Below are 19,677 nucleotides of genomic sequence, written 5' to 3'. Positions count from 1 at the left end.
GGTCGGCTACGCATCGTTGCCTTGGTGAGCCGTTACCTCACCAACTAGCTAATGCGACGCGGGTCCATCCATAAGTGACAGCCGAAGCCGCCTTTCAATTTCGAACCATGCAGTTCAAAATGTTATCCGGTATTAGCCCCGGTTTCCCGGAGTTATCCCAGTCTTATGGGCAGGTTACCCACGTGTTACTCACCCGTCCGCCGCTAACTTCATAAGAGCAAGCTCTTAATCCATTCGCTCGACTTGCATGTATTAGGCACGCCGCCAGCGTTCATCCTGAGCCAGGATCAAACTCTCCAATAAAGTTAGTTTGTCTAGCATCTAAAATAAAAATTGACGTTTCACGTTGTTTGTTTCGTTCAGTTTTCAAAGAACTTGTCCGCCGCTTCAGAAGCGACTTCATCATATTAACATCTTCATTTTTCGATGTCAACTAAGTTTTAAAATTTCTTTTTTGTCGTTTTCTGCGTTTCCGCATCAGCGACGTTTATTAATATACCATCACACTCTTTAAATAACAAGTGTTTTTTTATAAAAATATAAAAAAATTATCTACCCTACTTTCTTCTATAGAAATAACTATTATCCTCTCTACTAAAAATAGTTATTCTGATTGTATACTACTACACTTCATTCAACCAAATTGAATTTCACAATACCTTCCCAAATTTTCATTCTCTTCTATATTAAGGTTTATAATAATTATCCTTCTATAAAATAACTATACAAATTAGCCGTAAGAAAAAATCCCATCTACATTAAACAGCCACTCGCACGCATTATCCCCTTCCTTCTCATCCGAAAATTCCCCCCCTACAAATTAACAACATTCCAATCCTAATATAAACTTAAGGATATTGTTAGAATTTTTTTACATTTAATTAATGAAAAATATCCATTTTTTGTTATATAGTAAGAAAGGACGCACTCAACTATAAATAAACCAATGGAGGAATTATTTTATGGATAGGTTAACAAAGTTTTCATTAAAAAACCGAGCTGCCATTATCATCATGATCTTTCTCATTTCCATACTCGGTGTTTATTCCGGCTCTAAATTACCTATGGAATTTTTACCAAGTATCGACAATCCGGCAATTACCGTCACAACCTTATCTCAAGGACTCGACGCTGAAACGATGACAAAGGATGTAACTGATCCTCTCGAAAAACAATTTCGCAATTTAGAACACGTCGACACCATTACTTCTTCTACATACGAGGGATTATCACGTATCGACATTGCGTATACATCAAAAGCAAACATGAAAGATGCAGCACGCGAAGTCGAAAAAGCCGTCAATACAATTAAATTACCTAAAGATGTAACCAAGCCCGTAGTTAGTCAATTAAACACTTCTATGATTCCACTCGCTCAAATTACTATCCAGAAACAAAACGGTTTTTCAAAAGCAGATGAAAAACAAATTGAAAAAGAAATCGTACCACAACTCGAAAACATTGATGGTGTTGCCAACGTTATGTTTTTCGGAAAATCCACCTCTGAATTATCTATCGTACTTGATCCGAACCAATTAAAAAACAAAAACGTAACATCACAGCAGGTACTAACTGTTTTACAAGGAAAAGAAACTTCTACTCCAGCTGGGGCAATTACTGTTAATCAGGAAGAATACAACCTCCGCGTCATTGGGGACATAAAAAATGTAAATGACATTAAAAACATCACTGTGGCACCCCAAGTGAAATTGCAAGACATTGCTCAAATTGAAATTAAACAACACTACGATACAATCTCACATATAAACGGAGAAGAAGGCACAGGATTAATCATCATGAAAGAACCGAGTAAAAATGCAGTTGCCATTGGAAAAGAGATTGATAAAAAAGTTAAAGAGATAGATAAGGAATATAAAGATCAATTTTCTATTAAACTTTTGGCTTCAACCCATGAACAAGTTGAAAATGCTGTTACTAGCATGGGAAAAGAAGTAATACTTGGAGCAATTGCTGCAACTCTAATTATCTTAATCTTTTTACGTAACTTCCGAACAACACTCATCGCTGTTGTCAGTATTCCATTATCTATTTTATTAACACTCTTTTTACTACATCAATCTAACATTACGCTTAACATTTTAACCCTCGGTGGTTTAGCTGTTGCGGTTGGACGTCTCGTCGATGATAGTATCGTTGTCATCGAGAATATTTTCCGCCGTTTACAAAAAGATTCTTTCTCTAAAGATATCATTCTCGATGCAACGAAAGAAGTCGCAGTCGCAATTACTTCTTCTACTTTAACAACGGTCGCTGTTTTTTTACCTATCGGCCTCGTAGCGGGAGCAATCGGAAAATTAATGTTACCTATGGTATTAGCAGTTGTATATTCTATACTATCATCCTTAATCGTTGCACTAACAGTTGTTCCACTTATGGCTTTTTTACTACTCAAAAAAACAAAGCATCGAAAGCCAAATTCTTCATCACGATATGTCGCTACATTAAAGTGGGCTCTTTCTCATAAATTCATTATTCTACTTACTGCATTTTTATTATTTGTAGGATCAATTGCAGCTTATATATTACTACCGAAAGCAAACATAAAATCTGAAGACGACACAATGTTATCTATTAACATGACATTTCCAGCCGATTATAATGCTGAATCTCAAAAACAAAAAGCATTTGATTTTGAAAAGAAATTACTTTCTAATTCAGATATAACAGACGTTATTTTACGAATGGGATCTAGCGCAGAAGATGCACAATGGGGGCAAACAACTAAAAATAACCTCGCTAGTATATTCGTAGTCTTTAAAAAAGGTTCTGATATTGATCAATATATTAAAGATTTAAAAAAGGAAAATAAAACTTTTGAGCCTGCTGAACTTGATTATATAAAAACAAGTTATTCAAGCTCTGGCGGCGGCAATAACTTACAATTTAACGTAACAGCTACTAACGAAGCGGATTTAAAAGAGGCGGCTACTATCGTTGAAACAAAACTAAAAAGCATGGATGATCTTTCTAAAGTAAAAACAAATTTAGAAGACTCTAAAAAAGAATGGCAAATTCATATTGATCAAACAAAGGCTGAACAACTAGGTTTAACACCAGAAATAGCTGCGCAACAAGTAGCATTCCTTATGAAGAAATCACCTATTGGCGAAATTACAATTAATAACGAAAAAGCTACTATTATGATAGAACACAAAAAAGAAAACATTAATAAACAAGAAGATATTTTAAATACAAACATACTATCACCTATTAATGGACCAATACCTTTAAAAGACATCGCAACTATTTCAGAAAAACAAACGCAAACAGAAATTTTCCATAAAGACGGAAAAGAAACAATCCAAATTACAGCCGAAGCTTCAAATGAAGATTTGAGTAAAGTAAACACAGCAGTAAATAAAGCGATGACTGACTTAGATTTACCTAGTGGTGCAAAAGTAAATATCGCAGGAGCTACTGAATCTATGCAAGAGAATTTTACAGATTTATTCAAAATTATGGGGATTGCAATCGGGATTGTATATTTAATTATGGTTATCACCTTCGGGCAAGCACGTGCTCCTTTTGCAATCCTATTCTCCTTACCGTTAGCTGCTGTCGGTGGTATTTTAGGATTAATCATTTCACGAACACCTGTTGATGTAAATTCCTTGATCGGCGCATTAATGTTAATCGGGATTGTTGTTACAAACGCTATTGTATTAATAGAAAGAGTCCAACAAAATCGGGAACACGGAATGGAAACTAGAGAAGCCTTACTTGAAGCAGGTTCTACTAGACTACGCCCAATTATTATGACAGCTATTACAACAATCGTTGCTATGCTCCCACTCCTATTTGGCCAATCCCAAGCAGGAAGTATGGTATCAAAAAGTTTAGCCGTCGTCGTCATCGGCGGTTTGGCAGTCTCAACTGCTCTTACATTAGTAGTCGTTCCAGTTATGTATGAACTATTAGATAAAATCGGGAGAAAAAGACGCTCCCGTAGGAAAATAAGCACTTCTACAGAAACACCTGATATTTAAAAACAAAAGGCGTTACCTTCACAAATGAAGATAACGCCTTCTCTCTATTTATTCATAAAATCCATCATTTTTTCCACATATTGCTCTATAGGTTTACTAGAATCCACAATCCAAATTACATCTGTTCTTCTTTATAATTAATCACAAATTCAACAATCATTACATCCATTCCTTCTATATTAAAATACAAAAGAACCCCCTACCTATAAATAGAGAGTTCTTCTTTATAATTTATGCCGCTTTTACCTTTTTCGTTGTTTTACTTTTTCTTTTCGTTCCTGTAAAGCGCTTGTGTAATATAGATGCTATCAAGCGTGAAATAACATTGAATAGTAATACCATAATAATTAATACAGCTGCAGATTTTGTCGCAATCAACTTCGCATCTGGAATAACTCCTTCAGAATTTAATTTCCAAATGTGAACCGCTAATGTTTCAGCTGGTCTAAACGGATTTAAAGGATGCGCAGGACTTGATAAATCCGCTGCTGAATTTAAAATCGGGGATGTTAAACCCGCTGTGTAAATTAATGCTGCCGCTTCCCCAAATATACGACCCGCCGCTAAAATAATCCCTGTAATAATTTGTGGTAATGACGATGGGATAATAATACGAGCGATTGTTTGCCACTTCGTTGCACCTAATCCAAGACTTGCCTCTTTTACATTATGAGGAACTTCTGAAATCGCATTTTCACAAACACGCGTTAAACCTGGTAAATTTAAAATAGTTAAAGCAAGAGCACCACCCATTACTGTGTATCCCCAACCTGTCATTGTAACGAACACTAACAAACCAAATAAACCAACAACAATAGAAGGTAAAGACGCCATCGTCTCTATACATAGACGAACAAAATTTAAAAAACGTCCTTGTTTTGCGTACTCTGCTAAATATATTCCAGCACCTAATCCAAGAGGAATAGATATAATAAGCGTTATAACAAGCATGTAGAAGGAATTGAATAACTGCGGACCAATCCCACCACCAGCTCTTGTATTGCTTGGTTCTCCAAACAAGAAATTAGGATCCCAAAATCCCCATCCCTTTTGTAAAATTTCAAATACTAAGAACACTAGCAAAGCTACAACTAAAGCTGCAACCGCATAAAAGATACCTGTCCAAACTTTATTTACCGTTCTTGCATTCATTATTATCGCTCACCTCTTTGCCCAATCGCTCGAATTACTAAAATAAACAGGAATGAAATAATAAGTAAAATCATCGCTAAAGTCCATAGCGCATTGTTCCAAGCAGTTCCGTTCAATGTATTCGTCATGTCCATTGTTAAAATACCAGTTAACGTCGCTGTCGGACTATATATTCCTTCTGGTAATTTAATCGTATTCCCGATTACCATTTGAACCGCTAGCGCTTCACCAAAAGCACGCGCTAAACCTAAAACAACACCTGTTAAAATCCCTTTCTTCGCAGCAGGAACAATTACTCGGCTAATCGCTTGCCATTTCGTTGATCCTAGACCATAAGAAGCTTCTAAATAATCAAATGGAACAGAACGTATTGCATCAGAAGCGATACTAGCAATAGTAGGTAAAATCATAATACTTAATACAACAATACCTGCAATTAAGCTAAAGCCTACTCCCCCAAACGAATCACGTAATAGTGGTACTAAAATCGTAACACCTAATAACCCGTATACAACCGAAGGAATACCAACTAACAATTCTAGAACAGGCTTCAATACTTTATTTCCAAACTTTGGCGAAATTAAATTCATGAATATAGCAAGAGCTATAGCAATTGGTGCACTAATAATAACCGCACCTAACGAAACCACCGTTGAACCTACAATGAAAATTAAAGCCCCGAAGGATCCTTGATCAGCATTTGGATTCCATTTTGTCGATGTTAACATCTCAGTAAATGAGATACCACTTTGCGTAAAAGATTGAATACCTTTCCCACAAATAAACGCAATAATAGCTAATGTAATTAAAACAATAAAAATACCACAAAACGTAACAAGTGATCTTCCTATATATTCACTTTTTACGTAATTAATTTGTTTTTTCCCCTTCATCACAGGACAGACCCCACTTCACAGATTGAAATGAACAGGACTGGCCTTGCAGCCAGCCCCATAAAATTTTATTACTTATTTAATTTAGACATTGGAATGTAGCCCATATCTTCTACTTGCTTTTCAAAATCTTTACCTTTTACATAATCGATGTAAGCTTTCGTCGCTTCCTTCGCTTCACCTTTTGTTACCATATATTCGTAAGACCAGAATGGATATTTACCAGACGCAATGTTTTCAACTTTCGGTTCAGCACCATCAATTTTCACTGTTTGTAGTGCGCCTTTTTTCTCGCCGACCATGTAAGACATTGCTAAATAACTCACCGAACCAGGAGTAGAGTTAATCGCTTGCTCTACTGCACCGTTAGAATCTTGTGTTGTACCAGTTCCATCATTAATTTTCGCGTCTTTCATAATCGTTTTTTCAAATGTAGCACGTGTACCAGATGAAGCCGGACGATTAATTACATTGATTTTTTCATCTTTTCCGCCTACTTCTTTCCAGTTTGTTACTTTTCCAGTGAAGATATCTTGTACTTGTTGCATTGTTAAGTTATCAACTTTTACATCTTTATTTACGACAAGAGCGAATGCAATACCCGCTACCTTGTTATCTACTAATTCTTTCGCCTTTTCAGCATCTTTTATTTTATCTCCGGACGGAACATCCGAATTACCAATTTGCACTGCACCAGATGCTACTTGGTTAATCCCAGTTCCACTACCGCCACCTTGAACTTGAATAGAAACTTTTGAATTTTTCTCCATGAATTTCTTTCCAGCTTCCTCCGCAAGAGGTAGAAGAGCTGTAGAACCAGCCGCTGCAATCGTACCTGATAATTCTTGTTTTGTATTATCGCTTCCTTTAGCAGTTTCTTTACTAGTTGTATCTTCTGCTTTCCCACAACCAACTAATGCTCCTGCTACCACTAAAGCTGCTAAAGAAAATTTAATACCTTTTTTCATAACCATGTCTTGTACCCCCATTTGGATTATCACTTTTCGAATTCATTTTCTTTCGAACACAAATTCATTGTAGGACAACAATATTATGTGAGTGTTAAGCAATTTTTAATTTTAAGTAAATGACGATAATAATCCTTAAAAGCTAGAAATCCCAACATTTATAGTTAAATAACCCAACAAAAACCACACTAACTACGCTGCAATGTAAATATATTCTTAACAATGTAAATTCAATGTAAATGTTTTTCTCTCTTTTTCCCTTTTCGTTAAAGTTACATTTACAATTCCGCTGTATTTTGTAATTTTTACACACCTAATTTATGCACATTAAAAATAATTTCAGTAATATTTTTTAGTACAACTAAATAAATTGGAACAATTCTAAAAATAAATGAATATTTTTAAAGTACTAATTGACAACATAATCCAATGTAGTCTACTATATTACTAACAAAAAGTTTACCTTAGGAAACTTTTTAAACTCAAACTAAAAATATAGAGATGAGGTAACTTTTATGGTATCGGCTAATATAAAACCACTTTCCGAATTTAAAATAGGAGAGTTTGTACAAATTGAGAAGATACAATTAGAAGGAACTATGAAACGACGCTTATTAGATTTGGGATTTATCCCGGGGGCGACGATTAAAGTATTGCAACGCAGTCCACTTGGAGATCCGGTCGCTTATCAAGTGAGCAACACAACTATTGCACTGCGTAAAGAAGAAAGCTCCCTTATTTTCGGGGTATTAATAGGAGATGATTTCAGATGAGCAAACATCGTATCGCTTTAGCTGGTAACCCGAATACAGGGAAAAGTACATTATTTAATACTTTAACAGGCTTAAAACAACATACTGGAAACTGGACGGGAAAAACTGTTTTAAAAGCTGAAGGAGAATATGAACATAACGGAAGTAATTATACATTAATAGATTTACCGGGAACTTACTCACTATACTCAAATTCCGCAGACGAAGAAGTAGCGAGGGATTATATTATATTTGAAAAACCAGAAGTAACTGTAGTTGTTATAGACGCAACTGCTATGGAAAGAAATTTAAATTTAGCACTCCAGGTGATGGAGATGACAAATAATGTAGTCATTTGCATTAACTTAATTGATGAAGCCGAGAAAAAAGGGATTGTTATCGATGAAAAGAAATTAGCAAAATCACTTGGTGTACCTGTCGTTAAAATTTCAGCACGTAACCGAGTAGGTATTGGTCATTTGCTAAATGTTATTGCAAGAGTAGCAAATAAAAAACTAATTCCAACACCAATTAAAATTACTTACAGCGAAAAAATTGAAAATATGATTCAGGAATTAGAACCACAAATTTATAAAGTGTTCGGTGATACGTATCCAGCACGTTGGATTGCGTTACGTATATTAGATGGAGATAAAAATTTCTTAACTACACTTCAAAAACACCATAATGAACCACTTGTAAGGGAGGTCGTAATTAATGGAATCTCACTCAGCCAGTAAAGGTCTTCCATTAGACTATATTATTCAACATGCACAAACACTTTCAAAAGAAGATATACGAGATGATATAGTCGGAGATATTTACCGAACATCTGCAAGCATATGTAAAGAATCTGTCCAATATACAAATACTGATAAATTATATCGTTCCGAAAAACTAGATAAAATTTTCACATCTCCAATCTGGGGATTCCCAATTATGCTCGGTATTTTATCTATTATTTTTTATCTTACAATTGCAGGCGCTAACGTACCATCTGATATGATTGCCGAATTCTTCGGATGGGCCGAAGGATATTTAACATCTTGGTTCCAAGCAGCGCATGCACCTGAATGGTTACATGGCATTTTAATACTTGGTTTGTTCCGTGGTATCGGTGCTGTTATTAGCGTTATGTTACCACCTATGGCAATCTTTTTCCCTATGTTCGCGCTATTAGAAAACTACGGATACTTACCACGTGTCGCGTTTAATATGGACCGCTTATTCAAACGATCCGGCGCACACGGGAAACAATCTTTAACAATGGCAATGGGATTTGGTTGTAATGCAGCAGCCATTATGTCAACACGTATCATTGAATCACCACGTGAACGTATGCTAGCAATTTTAACGAACAACTTCGTTCCTTGTAACGGTCGCTGGCCTATGTTAATTTTAATGGCTTCACTATTTATGGCTGCTGGTTATACAGGCAGTATGCAAACATTGGTTACTGCTGGCGTTGTAGTTGGAATGGTTGTAATTGGTGTTATTATGACATTAACTGTTTCTTGGGTACTATCAAAGACAGCCTTAAAAGGGATTCCAACTCACTACACACTTGAGTTACCTCCGTACCGCAAGCCAAAAGTTTGGAATACCATTGTTCGCGCAACACTCGATAAATCAATCTATGTTTTAAAACGAGCTATAGTTGTTGCTGCCCCTGCGGCTGCATTAACTTGGTTACTTGCTAACATTTTTATCGGTGACACAAGCTTACTTATGTATTTTGTAAACTTCCTAGATCCATTTGCTAAAATGTTAGGACTTGACGGGTTTATTCTAGCTGCATTCATTCTTGGACTACCCGCTAATGAAATTGTAATCCCAATTTTATTAATGTCTTACTTATCAACTGGGGCTTTAACTGAAATAGATGATTTTAATCAAATTAAAAATCTATTCCTAGAAAATGGTTGGACTTGGTTAACAGCGTTAAACACAATGTTGTTCTCACTTCTTCATTTCCCGTGCGGAACAACACTTGTTAATATATACAAAGAAACAAAAAGTGCAAAATGGACATTCTTATCGTTTGCAATCCCTACCGTTATCGCCATTGTTGTTACATTCCTCTCTACACAATTGGTACATTGGTTAGGGCTTGTATAAAGCAAAGCATACATAGAAGGTATCCCCCTTCACATATGCTTTGCACGAAAGAAACCTGAAATTATTCAGGTTTCTTTTTTTGCACATCAGTATTCCACGGCTGTGCTCCATACGTTGTGAGTTTTTTATGAATAAAATATATAGTTCCTGGAAGAACTGCCATTAATATCGTGCAACTAATTCCTAATCCAGTAAACAACTTTCATCACCTTATTTCACTCTTTTCGGTAAAGCTGAACCTGAATGTTCAATTGTTGGATGAACATGAACAGTAATTTCAGCATTACTAAAGTAATTTTCGCCTTGATCCCAATTCTTACTTATTTTTGTCCACTCTTTATAATTATGTCGCTTATACACTTCCCCTAACTCTAATACATCTACCTTATATTTTTTTTGAACAAGCTTAATCGATTTTTGAATACGCTCCTCCATTTCTTCCGATATATCCTTCTCTAAACGCTTTTCATTCAAAACCTTTTTATGATCACTGAAATGCAACTCAGCCAATGTGCCTTCCAGAGATAAATGAATATCAAACTTTGGTTTTGTAGCATTCGTTGTAGATACTTTAATTTTTCGACGCAACTTATGAATTTCATATGTAATAAGTTGATTTTTTTTACGAATCGTAAAAAAACCTCCAATTTTTTTGCCTATTATATAATTCATCCCTAATGTTTCTTCCCCACTCAAATTGCCTACACATTTATTATCCTTTCCACGAAACAATGCTGCACCGTTCATTTGTACCCCTTGTTTTGTCAGTTCAAGAATAGGTAATACAAAACTGCGGTTAGAGATCATCTTCTCCTGTACCTCCCCAATTCTTGCAGCCTCAATCATTTGGGCATTTTTCGGAGGGTGTTCAGCTAACATATCAATATACTGCGCCGGTAAATTTTCAGGCTTGGCACTTTGTTTTAAAATAGCTTCTGCATTTTTCTTAGAAACGAACAAACGAATATTTCTTCTCATTTCATGATCGCGAATATATACATCTAACGTATTTTGTAAAATGTATGGATGTGAAAGTAATTCTTCAGAGAAAATAATCACTTGTATATGAGGGAAAAATAATGTACGGCTAATTTTTTTAGCGATTATTCTTATTTGTTCAAATACACTATCTGCTTTTGCACTAACATTAATATAATTTTCGCTATCCCCACCCCCTTGTCCACCCTGTTGAGACAATTTACTGGGGAGTACCATCTGATAGGTCCCTTTCATAATTGGATTCGCTTTCTTCTCCTTCACGATATCGTAAGCCGCTCCTACTACAAATCCTCTTTCTTCTATCTCTTCTAACTCAGAACACCCACTCATAAATCCAGTTAAAGCCATAACCATTATAATTTTAAGAAGGTGTTTCATTTCCACCATTCCTTCTTTTTATTTTATATACAATTAAAACGAGCAAAGGTGCTAACACAACACACCCCATATCTATCCAAGCTAAATAAGTCCCATAACTTGATAAAGCATTCAAACTACTAGGTATCATATTCGCCATAAAAATAATTGGGGCACTTACGAAAATAAAAATATGTTTCTTCACTTTCGGAAACATAGCACAAAACAATAAAGATGCGACATCATAGTACATTGCTGTCGTGTTATAAATAGTAATAATCCAAGTCGTAAAAAAAATCGCATCAAACCTTTCTAAAAATCCTCCACCAATTTCAATTTCTTTCCCTAATTCAATTGTTGGATATGTCAATCCACGTGTTGTCATATACGTAAAAACACTAATACAAGTTACATATATTAAAATGTATGACAGCACGTTTACCATCACCGCTTTCGCGACTGCCATCGGCGCTTTTTTCGCTGTCTTATCATTCAGCAACACCGCATAAAATAAAGCTACTTCAAATCCAATAAACGTAAAAATAGAATTTTTAACTCCAACAGCATATTGACTTACTTTCGTTTGAAAAGCTGGTAGTAAATTATTTATTTCCATTAAATTTATATTCAATAAAGAAAGAAGTACTATCGCAATTAAAACAATAGGTAAGAATAAAACATTTAACCTTAATAAGGCTGCTCTTGATCCTGCTATTCCATAAATAACAACTAATAAGAAGAAGAAAGACAGTAGTTGTATTGGTGTATCACTAAATAAATACGTTTGAGAAATAACTGAAATCATTCGCGATTCATATGCTGTCAAAGCAGCAAACGTTAATACTAAAATACAACTAATTGTGTATGCAACAGGCTTCGTCAAATGCGCACTCGTATATTGAACAAAATTTTGTTTTGGAAATAAGATAGCCACTCTCGTCACAAACCAGCCTAAAACTGCGCAAATCAATCCACCCAAAAGCAAGATAATCCAACCGTCCGAAAATAAAGTTTGGTTAGCGATATCTCTCGGCATAGACAATGCCCCTATACCAATAATGGTCGATGATACCGCAAACCCAATTTCCCGAGATCCAATCTCTTCATCGCCATACTCAAATGGTTTCACTTATTTTCGCTCCTTTGGACGTATTGTAGAATCTTTTGTTTGTAAGTACTCTGGTCTATCTTTCAACATCGATTTTGGCATGCGAATAAATTCTTCTTTCCAATCTTTATAAAATGCAGGAGCAATGGGAGTTGTATACGGTATACCAACACTTGTTAAATTTGTAATATGAATAGCAAGTGCAATCAGAGCTAGAATGATCCCATACAGTCCAAAAGCCGTTGCAGCTAATACAAAGACGAAAAGTAAAATTCGGAACGTAATCGTAATACTATATACAGGAAGCGAGAACGTAGCAATCGCAGTAACTGCAATAATAATAACTAAAAACGGATTTACAATCCCTGCATTTACCGCAGCTTCTCCAATTACAAGACCTCCTACAATCCCTATCGTTTGTCCCATTGGTTTGGGCAATCGGATTCCAGCTTCTCGTATTAATTCCATAGTCAAGGCCATCATTAACGTTTCAATATATGCTGGAAACGGAACACCTTCCCTCGCACCTGCAATTGAATAAGCCAGTTTAGAAGGAATAAGTCCTTGATGATAAGATACAAGTGCTACATACATAGCTGGTAACAAAACCGCGATTATACCTGAACCCATACGTAAAAATCTTAGTAACGTTCCAATCACCCAGCGCTCGTAATGATCTTCTACAGATTGAAAAATATCAACAAACACAAGCGGTGCAATAAGAGCAAACGGAGATCCGTCTACTAAAATGGCCGCTTTTCCCTTCGCTAATGACGCTATAATATTATCTGGCCTCTCTGTATTCAAAAACTGTGGAAATGGAGATAAATTATTATCCTGAATTAATTGTTCAATCGTACCTGTTTCCAAAATAACATCTGTCACTATTGATTGAAGACGGCGATCTAACTCTTTTACAATGTGAGGATTAATAATATCTTCTATATATACTAGGGTTACTTCTTTCTGCGATCGCTTCCCCATAATATAAGATTGGAACCTCAACTTTGGATCGCGTAAACTGCGTCGGATTAACATTTTATTCACATTAATATCTTCATTTAATCCAACTCTCGGTCCGCGTATTAAATCTTCTGTCACTGGTGGCTCTAAACTTCTCTTCTCCCAAGCCCTACTATTAATAACGATAGCAGTTTGAATATTATCAATTAATATAACTGTATCTCCCGCTAAAATCGCATTTATAATATCCGGAAACGTTGTCTTCTTACCCACTTCCGCAATAGAAATAAAACGATCCAATAACGTCTGAACGACAGCCGCTTCATTTTGCACTTCTTCATATTGAAGAGTACGAACTACATATTTATAAACATTATCCTTGTCTGTTAACCCACATAAAAACACAACCGCACAACGTGTAAAACTCCCAGCAAGAACAACTTCTCTAATTGTTAAATCATTAGGTGAACCTAACTCATCCCTAATTTCTTTCATAACTTCAAATAAGTTACCTTCAAGCTCTAACAATTTCCCCACCTAACTTCCTTTTCAACAAGTTTTTAGTTAGATTCCGCTAATTGAAGAAAATATATACAAAAAAGAGCTATCTCTTTTCAAAGATAGCTCTAATAAAGTAAAACTTTAATCAACCCTCACCAATCGGGCTTTTACAGGCAGCAGGGCCCCCACCTAACTTCTTTGCTTCCGCTGAATTTTGAGGTGGGGGTCTTACTGCTTGTTAATGGGGGATAAACGAATTACTTTTCCACTATTATAGTGTTTTTCTTTATAAATACACCTTTTGTAAATCCACTGACTACAAACATCACAATTATATTAATTAACAATGCGACTATACCTACATTCAAATCTTTTATATACTGCGGAAAACTCGGAAACATCGTGGCTATAGTTGAACCAGATAAGGTAATATATGCGACCACTAATAGCCCAACTCCCATTCCTGCAATAGCTCCTTGCTTCGTAATAATTTGACGTGGAAACAAACTACATACAAGTGCAGGGAAAAGTTGTGTAACGATACTGTATCCCATTAATAGAAGCGCTCCTATCGTTTCTCCTCCTTTAAATGTAAATAAAACTGCCACGAGCGTTACTACAGGCACAAATAATTTTGCCATCTTAGCAACTTGTCTATCTGAAGCAGATGGAACTATCGTTCGATAAATATTTTTCGCTAACAGTGTAGAAGCCGCCATAACAAGCATCGAACCCGGAACCAATGCCGTTAATACTCCCGCACTACCAATAATTCCAATAAACCAAGGGTCAAACGTTTGAAGAGCAAGTCTGAACAATGAAAGGTCTACATCCGCTCCTTTTAATCCCGGAACCTGTAATATAGCAGCAAATCCTGCAAAAAATACGAAAAGTAAAACTAAAGAATACAATGGCATAATTGCTGCATTTTTACGAAATACTTTTTCATTTTTTGCAGAAAAAGCAGAAGCAAATGTATGAGGCCACATATAGAAACCGAGGGCCGTTAATATAATAGTAGAAACAAACCAAGAAATACTCATTCCTTCTTCAGTTAAAGATAAAAATCCCGGTTTCGCTGCCTCTACAGCCTCAAACATCGGCTGAAATCCTCCATAATAATGATACGGTAAATATATACCTAAAAACATAACGATAAACAGTATCATAATATCCTTCAAAGCGGCCGTCCAAGCCGAACCATGTATACCTGAAACCATTACATATATAGTTATAACAATAGCACCAATCCAAACCGCGACAACAGGTGACACCCTTCCGTAAGAAGCTTCTGAAACGATAATTCCCAGTCCTTTTAACTGTAAAACAAGATATGGGATGATGGAAACAACACCAACAATTGAAACAATAATCCCAAGCGCTTTACTTCTATATTTCTTCGCAAAAAAATCCGACTGTGAAACAAGGTTATGCTCTTTCGCATACTTCCAAATCGGTGGCAATAAAAAATACGATAAAAGATAAGCTAAAGCGCCATAGCCTAAAATATAAAAGGTAGGTGCTCCTTTACTATACGCCCAGCCACTTCCTCCCAAAAATGTAAACGTCGTATAAATTTCACCTGCCATAAGGAGAAAAACAAAAATAGTGCCAAACCCTCTTCCCCCAACTGACCATTGCTCTAAATTCATATCTTTTCCATGTTGTGCCCGAATCCCTAAAAATAGTGCGAGAAACAAAAATAAAATAATGATAAGTAATGCAGTCATTTTACATCCTCCTTATTAGCAGGATCAAACACGTACACAAGCCCCATACAAAAAGATGTAATAAACACTGATAATAATACCCAAAATAATAAAAATGGCATCCCTAATACGTAAGGAGTAACTGAATTCGCAAATATTGGCCCAACTACTAAACAAAGAACTGGGATAAGCGCTAGAATGTGTATTTTCTTCATCTCATTCTCCTTTACTTATAAATTTCATAATGGCTAATACAAAGACTTCCACTCCAATCGGTAATGCATCTTCGTCAATCGTAAAACGAGGGTGATGGTGAGGATATATAATACCTTTCTCTTTATTTCCCGCTCCGATAAAAAAGAATGTCCCCGGTGCCTTTTGTAAAAACGCTGAAAAATCTTCTCCAGCCATCGTCGGCTGTAAACGAACAACTCTATCCCTTCCATAAAGTTGTAAGGCCGTTTGTTCAATAAGCTCTGTAGCTTCATAGTCATTTACAACTGGTCGATACCCATATTCATATGAAAATGTATATTTCGCTCCGTAAGATTCCGTAATATGCTTCACAATCCGCTCAATCTTCTTCTCTGTTTCACCTCGTAATTCATGTCTTAAACTTCTCACTGTCCCTTCAATCTCGGCTTGCTCTGGTATTACATTATGAGTTGTCCCCGCATGAAATTGCGTAACAGATATTACGAGAGAATCTAATGGATTCGTGAGGCGAGATACAATTTGCTGAAGTTGCGAAACGACTTGTGTTCCGATTGCAATACTATCCACCGTTTCATGAGGGATTCCAGCATGTCCACCTTTTCCCTCTATCTTAATTTTAAAAACATCCGGTGCAGCCATTGCAGGACCATAAATAACACCTATTTTCCCAACCTCTAACGACGCCCAAAGGTGAGCACCAATAATATAATCCACACCTTCCATTACACCTGCAGCAACCATCTCCTCTGCACCACCAGGAAAATTCTCTTCAGCATGTTGGAATAGAAAACGAATCTCTCCTTTAATCTTCTCTCTTTCTTCTACTAACTTATGTACAACCCCAAGTAATATCGCTATATGTCCATCATGACCACATGCATGCATTACACCTTTATATATAGAAATAAAATCAAACTCATTTTCTTCATGAATAGGAAGAGCATCCATATCGGCTCGAATCGCAACTGTTTTGCCCGGATGTTTACCTACTAACTTTGCCATCACACTATATTTAGTCGGCCGTGACACTTCTAAATATGGGAATTTCCGAAGTATATCGAACACAAACTGCGATGTTTTCTCTTCTTGAAAAGATAACTCTGGATACTTATGAAAATGCCTTCTCCACTCAACTAACTGATTTTTTGACAAAACAAGTTCCTTTGCAACATCCATTTCTCTTCTCCCCTTCTTCACCAAGTTAAATGTTATTATAACGTGAATTGTTAACTTTTAAAAGAATCTTCTGAATTTTCAGTGATGATAAACTAAAAAGAAAAAGCCATCCAAAAGATGACTTTTTCATTATTATAAAATAGTAATTGCTTGTTTTCCCATTTGCTCCCAAGCTTTCTCAAATTCTGCTCGCGGAACAGCCAAGCGCGGATTATTTTTAAGAGGATCATTTGCATATACAAAGTTTTGATCATATCCAATTACTACTGCACTATGCTCATAATATGTAATTTTCACTTCGCCTGAACTCGTATTCCATGTTTCAAAACTACTTTCAGCTAGCGGCTTAAACGTCGTATTAATAATGACCCATACCGGAGAACCAGAACTAATTACTTTATATATATCTTGCATGTCTCTACCTGTTAAATTAATTACTTTTTCAGGAACATATTTTTCTGCTAAATCAAAGATTGGTTTATTGTATACACCATATCCAGGCTCTGCCTTTGTATAAATATTTCCCACAAATCCCTCGTAAGGATTTCCACGCAAACCATTTTGTTCAAATGGAACACGATGAATTTCGCTAGCAAGTTGCATCTTATCTACTTGTACACCTTTATATTGCAGCAACATAGCTAAACTTGTCACTTCACATCCTCGAGGTAATTCTGGTAATTGTTTAATAAACGGAACATCTTCAATCATAGCTGCTTCTTTCATTTCAGATAGAAACTCTAAGCGTAGAACTTGCGCCTTTTGCATGATTTTATCTTTTCCTATAAAAAATGCAGCAGCAAGTATAATTCCAAAAACAAAAAGATATTTTAACTTTTTCATTATAAACAAAACTCCATTAATTATTATTTTACAGATACACCTCTTATCATTGTACCCTTCTTCTTACTAGTTTGCTAGAAAGATCATGTGAATTATCGCTCATAGAATTAATTATAAAAATTCTAATTATTTTTAATAAAAAGAAAAATAAATATACATTTACAGAATATTTTGCTAAAATCAAAATTGTTAACATAGTGAAGATATCACCATGTTAACAAACATTCTTAGAGTATTTAGTCATAGTTCGTTTTTTACATACTCCATTCATTTCATAGCAAATAAACCGAGTGTGTTTTGCATCCCCCACTAATGATTAAAAACTCAGAATAAAACGAAGTTTACACATTCAAGAAAATACGGGGTGAGGGGCATATGAATCAACAAATTGAACAAACAGATTTAAAACGAACAATGAAAAGTAGACACCTATTTATGATTGCACTCGGCGGTGTTATCGGAACCGGGCTATTTATGGGATCTGGTCAAATCGTCCATAATGCCGGACCTGGTGGTGCTATTCTTGCATTTTTAGTCGGTGGATTTGTTATGTATTTAACGATGTTATGTCTTGGTGAATTATCCGTTGCTATGCCAGAAGCAGGTTCATTCCAAAGTTATGCAAGCAAATTCATTTCACCTGGTTTTGGATTTGTTGTCGGTTGGATGTATTGGTTAAATTGGGCTGTTACAGTTGGCGTAGAGTTAACAACTGTAAGTATTTTAATGAAACGCTGGTTTCCAGACGTTTCTTCCTGGATTTGGTGCGTTACATTTGCAGCAGCACTCTTCCTCGTAAACGCTTTATCAGCAAAAGCATATGCAGAAGCAGAGTTTTGGTTCGCAAGTGTAAAAGTCGCGACAATTGTCATTTTCATCGTGCTTGGTGGCGCTGTTATGTTCGGTCTACTAGACTTTAATGGAAAGCCAGCTCCAATGCTTCATAATTTCACTGAAAATGGCGGGCTATTTCCCAACGGTGCATTAGCTGTTCTTCTTACGATGATTACAGTAAATTACTCCTTCCAAGGAACAGAATTAATTGGAATCGCTTCAGGAGAAAGTGAAAATCCTGAAAAAACAATTCCAAAAGCAATAAAAAATACAATTTGGCGAACTCTCTTCTTCTTCGTCTTAGCGATATCAGTTGTTGTAGGTTTACTCCCATGGCAAGAGGCTAATCTAGTTGAAAGTCCCTTTGTACTTGTATTTGATGTAGCCGGTGTCCCATATGCAGCAGATATTATGAACTTTGTTATTATTACAGCTGTATTATCCGTTGCTAACTCTGGTCTATATGCAAATTCTCGTATGCTGTGGGCGATGGCAAAACAAGGAATGGCAAGCCCAGCATTTACGAAATTAACTAAAAAAGGTGTACCGCTAAATGCATTAATTTTCAGCCTAATTTTCGCTAGCCTGTCCTTACTAACAAGTGTATTTGCGGCAGATACTGTCTTTCTAGTTTTAACATCTATTGCAGCAATGGCTGCCGTTGTCGTTTGGATGTCAATCGCCGCTTCACAGTTTTTCTTCCGTAGAAATTTCGTGAAAAATGGTGGCAACATAAATGATTTAAAATATCGTACACCGCTCTATCCACTCGTTCCAATCGTAGCGTTCTCGCTCAATTTCATTACATTTGTTAGTTTGGCTTTCATTCCAGATCAAAGAATTGCTCTTTATTGTGGCATTCCATTTATGATTATTTGTTACATTTTATACCAAGTTAAATATAAAAAAATTGTCACACTTGAACAGCCACGAACTGTCACACGAGAAATAAACTAAATATACAAAAAATTCAGCTATCTTCCTTATCATAAGATAGCTTTTTTCTATTTCTTGGATATCCTGGTATAACTTTATTTATCTTAAAATTTTCACAATCACGTTTTTCTCTGGAAAATAGTTT

General features: G+C 35.9%; 16 protein-coding genes and 1 rRNA gene. 5 read left to right on the top strand and 12 right to left on the bottom strand.

The annotated features are described in order from the left end of the window. Positions 1 to 303 (bottom strand): 16S ribosomal RNA (locus ACS2CR_RS11590); the annotation flags it as partial. Positions 304 to 962: 659 nt separating this feature from the next. Here ACS2CR_RS11590 and ACS2CR_RS11585 point away from each other — a divergent pair. After that, positions 963 to 4,007, top strand: coding sequence for an efflux RND transporter permease subunit (locus ACS2CR_RS11585; protein WP_016112170.1), 3,045 nt, complete (start codon positions 963 to 965; stop codon positions 4,005 to 4,007). A gap of 231 nt (positions 4,008 to 4,238) precedes the next feature. Here ACS2CR_RS11585 and pstA read toward each other — a convergent pair whose 3' ends face one another. The 3 genes from pstA to ACS2CR_RS11570 all read right to left on the bottom strand — a co-directional run bounded on the left by pstA (position 4,239) and on the right by ACS2CR_RS11570 (position 7,026). Continuing rightward, positions 4,239 to 5,159, bottom strand: a complete 921-nt coding sequence (gene pstA, locus ACS2CR_RS11580; RefSeq protein WP_000994140.1) for a phosphate ABC transporter permease PstA — start codon at positions 5,157 to 5,159, stop codon at positions 4,239 to 4,241. A gap of 2 nt (positions 5,160 to 5,161) precedes the next feature. After that, positions 5,162 to 6,052, bottom strand: a complete 891-nt coding sequence (pstC, locus tag ACS2CR_RS11575; protein ID WP_053514428.1) for a phosphate ABC transporter permease subunit PstC — start codon at positions 6,050 to 6,052, stop codon at positions 5,162 to 5,164. 71 nt (positions 6,053 to 6,123) lie between these two features. After that, a complete protein-coding gene (locus tag ACS2CR_RS11570; protein ID WP_000245109.1) occupies positions 6,124 to 7,026 on the bottom strand; it encodes a phosphate ABC transporter substrate-binding protein PstS family protein in 903 nt (300 codons plus the stop codon). Positions 7,027 to 7,535: 509 nt separating this feature from the next. On the opposite strand from ACS2CR_RS11570, the gene ACS2CR_RS11565 reads away from it, so the two are divergent. Genes ACS2CR_RS11565 through ACS2CR_RS11555 form a run of 3 tightly spaced genes read left to right on the top strand, consistent with a single transcriptional unit; the run spans position 7,536 to position 9,890 of the window. Continuing rightward, a complete protein-coding gene (locus ACS2CR_RS11565; protein WP_000252982.1) occupies positions 7,536 to 7,793 on the top strand; it encodes a FeoA family protein in 258 nt (85 codons plus the stop codon). Continuing rightward, positions 7,790 to 8,512, top strand: a complete 723-nt coding sequence (locus ACS2CR_RS11560) for a FeoB small GTPase domain-containing protein (RefSeq protein WP_000033868.1) — start codon at positions 7,790 to 7,792, stop codon at positions 8,510 to 8,512. Before ACS2CR_RS11565 ends, ACS2CR_RS11560 begins: the two co-directional genes overlap by 4 nt. Beyond that, positions 8,490 to 9,890: a nucleoside recognition domain-containing protein gene (locus tag ACS2CR_RS11555; RefSeq protein ID WP_000443624.1), complete on the top strand. Its 1,401-nt coding sequence runs from the start codon at positions 8,490 to 8,492 to the stop codon at positions 9,888 to 9,890. Before ACS2CR_RS11560 ends, ACS2CR_RS11555 begins: the two co-directional genes overlap by 23 nt. Positions 9,891 to 9,951: 61 nt before the next feature. On the opposite strand, the gene ACS2CR_RS11550 is transcribed toward ACS2CR_RS11555, so the two are convergent. From ACS2CR_RS11550 to ACS2CR_RS11515, 8 genes are all read right to left on the bottom strand, one after another. Next, entirely contained in the window at positions 9,952 to 10,089 is a 138-nt protein-coding gene (locus ACS2CR_RS11550) for a hypothetical protein (protein WP_000493997.1), read from the bottom strand. Positions 10,090 to 10,100: 11 nt separating this feature from the next. Continuing rightward, a complete protein-coding gene (gerLC, locus tag ACS2CR_RS11545; RefSeq protein ID WP_000681627.1) occupies positions 10,101 to 11,267 on the bottom strand; it encodes a spore germination protein GerLC in 1,167 nt (388 codons plus the stop codon). After that, entirely contained in the window at positions 11,251 to 12,375 is a 1,125-nt protein-coding gene (gene gerLB / locus ACS2CR_RS11540; protein WP_000801992.1) for a spore germination protein GerLB, read from the bottom strand. Before gerLB ends, gerLC begins: the two co-directional genes overlap by 17 nt. Then, positions 12,376 to 13,854, bottom strand: a complete 1,479-nt coding sequence (gene gerLA, locus ACS2CR_RS11535) for a spore germination protein GerLA (protein WP_139147433.1) — start codon at positions 13,852 to 13,854, stop codon at positions 12,376 to 12,378. Positions 13,855 to 14,075: 221 nt separating this feature from the next. Then, positions 14,076 to 15,548 carry a sodium:solute symporter family protein gene (locus ACS2CR_RS11530; RefSeq protein WP_016112167.1) on the bottom strand — a complete coding sequence of 491 codons (1,473 nt, stop codon included), beginning with the start codon at positions 15,546 to 15,548 and terminating at the stop codon, positions 14,076 to 14,078. After that, positions 15,545 to 15,742, bottom strand: a complete 198-nt coding sequence (locus ACS2CR_RS11525) for a DUF3311 domain-containing protein (protein ID WP_000719833.1) — start codon at positions 15,740 to 15,742, stop codon at positions 15,545 to 15,547. Before ACS2CR_RS11525 ends, ACS2CR_RS11530 begins: the two co-directional genes overlap by 4 nt. Before the next feature lies 1 nt (position 15,743). Then, positions 15,744 to 16,919 carry an amidohydrolase gene (locus ACS2CR_RS11520; RefSeq protein WP_016112166.1) on the bottom strand — a complete coding sequence of 392 codons (1,176 nt, stop codon included), beginning with the start codon at positions 16,917 to 16,919 and terminating at the stop codon, positions 15,744 to 15,746. Positions 16,920 to 17,051: 132 nt separating this feature from the next. Beyond that, complete coding sequence (locus ACS2CR_RS11515; protein WP_016112165.1) at positions 17,052 to 17,762, bottom strand: C39 family peptidase; 711 nt, start codon at positions 17,760 to 17,762, stop codon at positions 17,052 to 17,054. 375 nt (positions 17,763 to 18,137) lie between these two features. On the opposite strand from ACS2CR_RS11515, the gene ACS2CR_RS11510 reads away from it, so the two are divergent. Continuing rightward, entirely contained in the window at positions 18,138 to 19,553 is a 1,416-nt protein-coding gene (locus ACS2CR_RS11510) for an amino acid permease (protein WP_001075762.1), read from the top strand. Positions 19,554 to 19,677: the final 124 nt, after the last annotated feature.

The sequence above is a fragment of the Bacillus cereus group sp. BceL291 genome (assembly GCF_051776705.1).
GTDB lineage: Bacteria > Bacillota > Bacilli > Bacillales > Bacillaceae_G > Bacillus_A > Bacillus_A cereus.
Note: the sequence above shows the minus strand (reverse complement) of the source record. Positions and strands in the feature narration are given on the sequence as shown.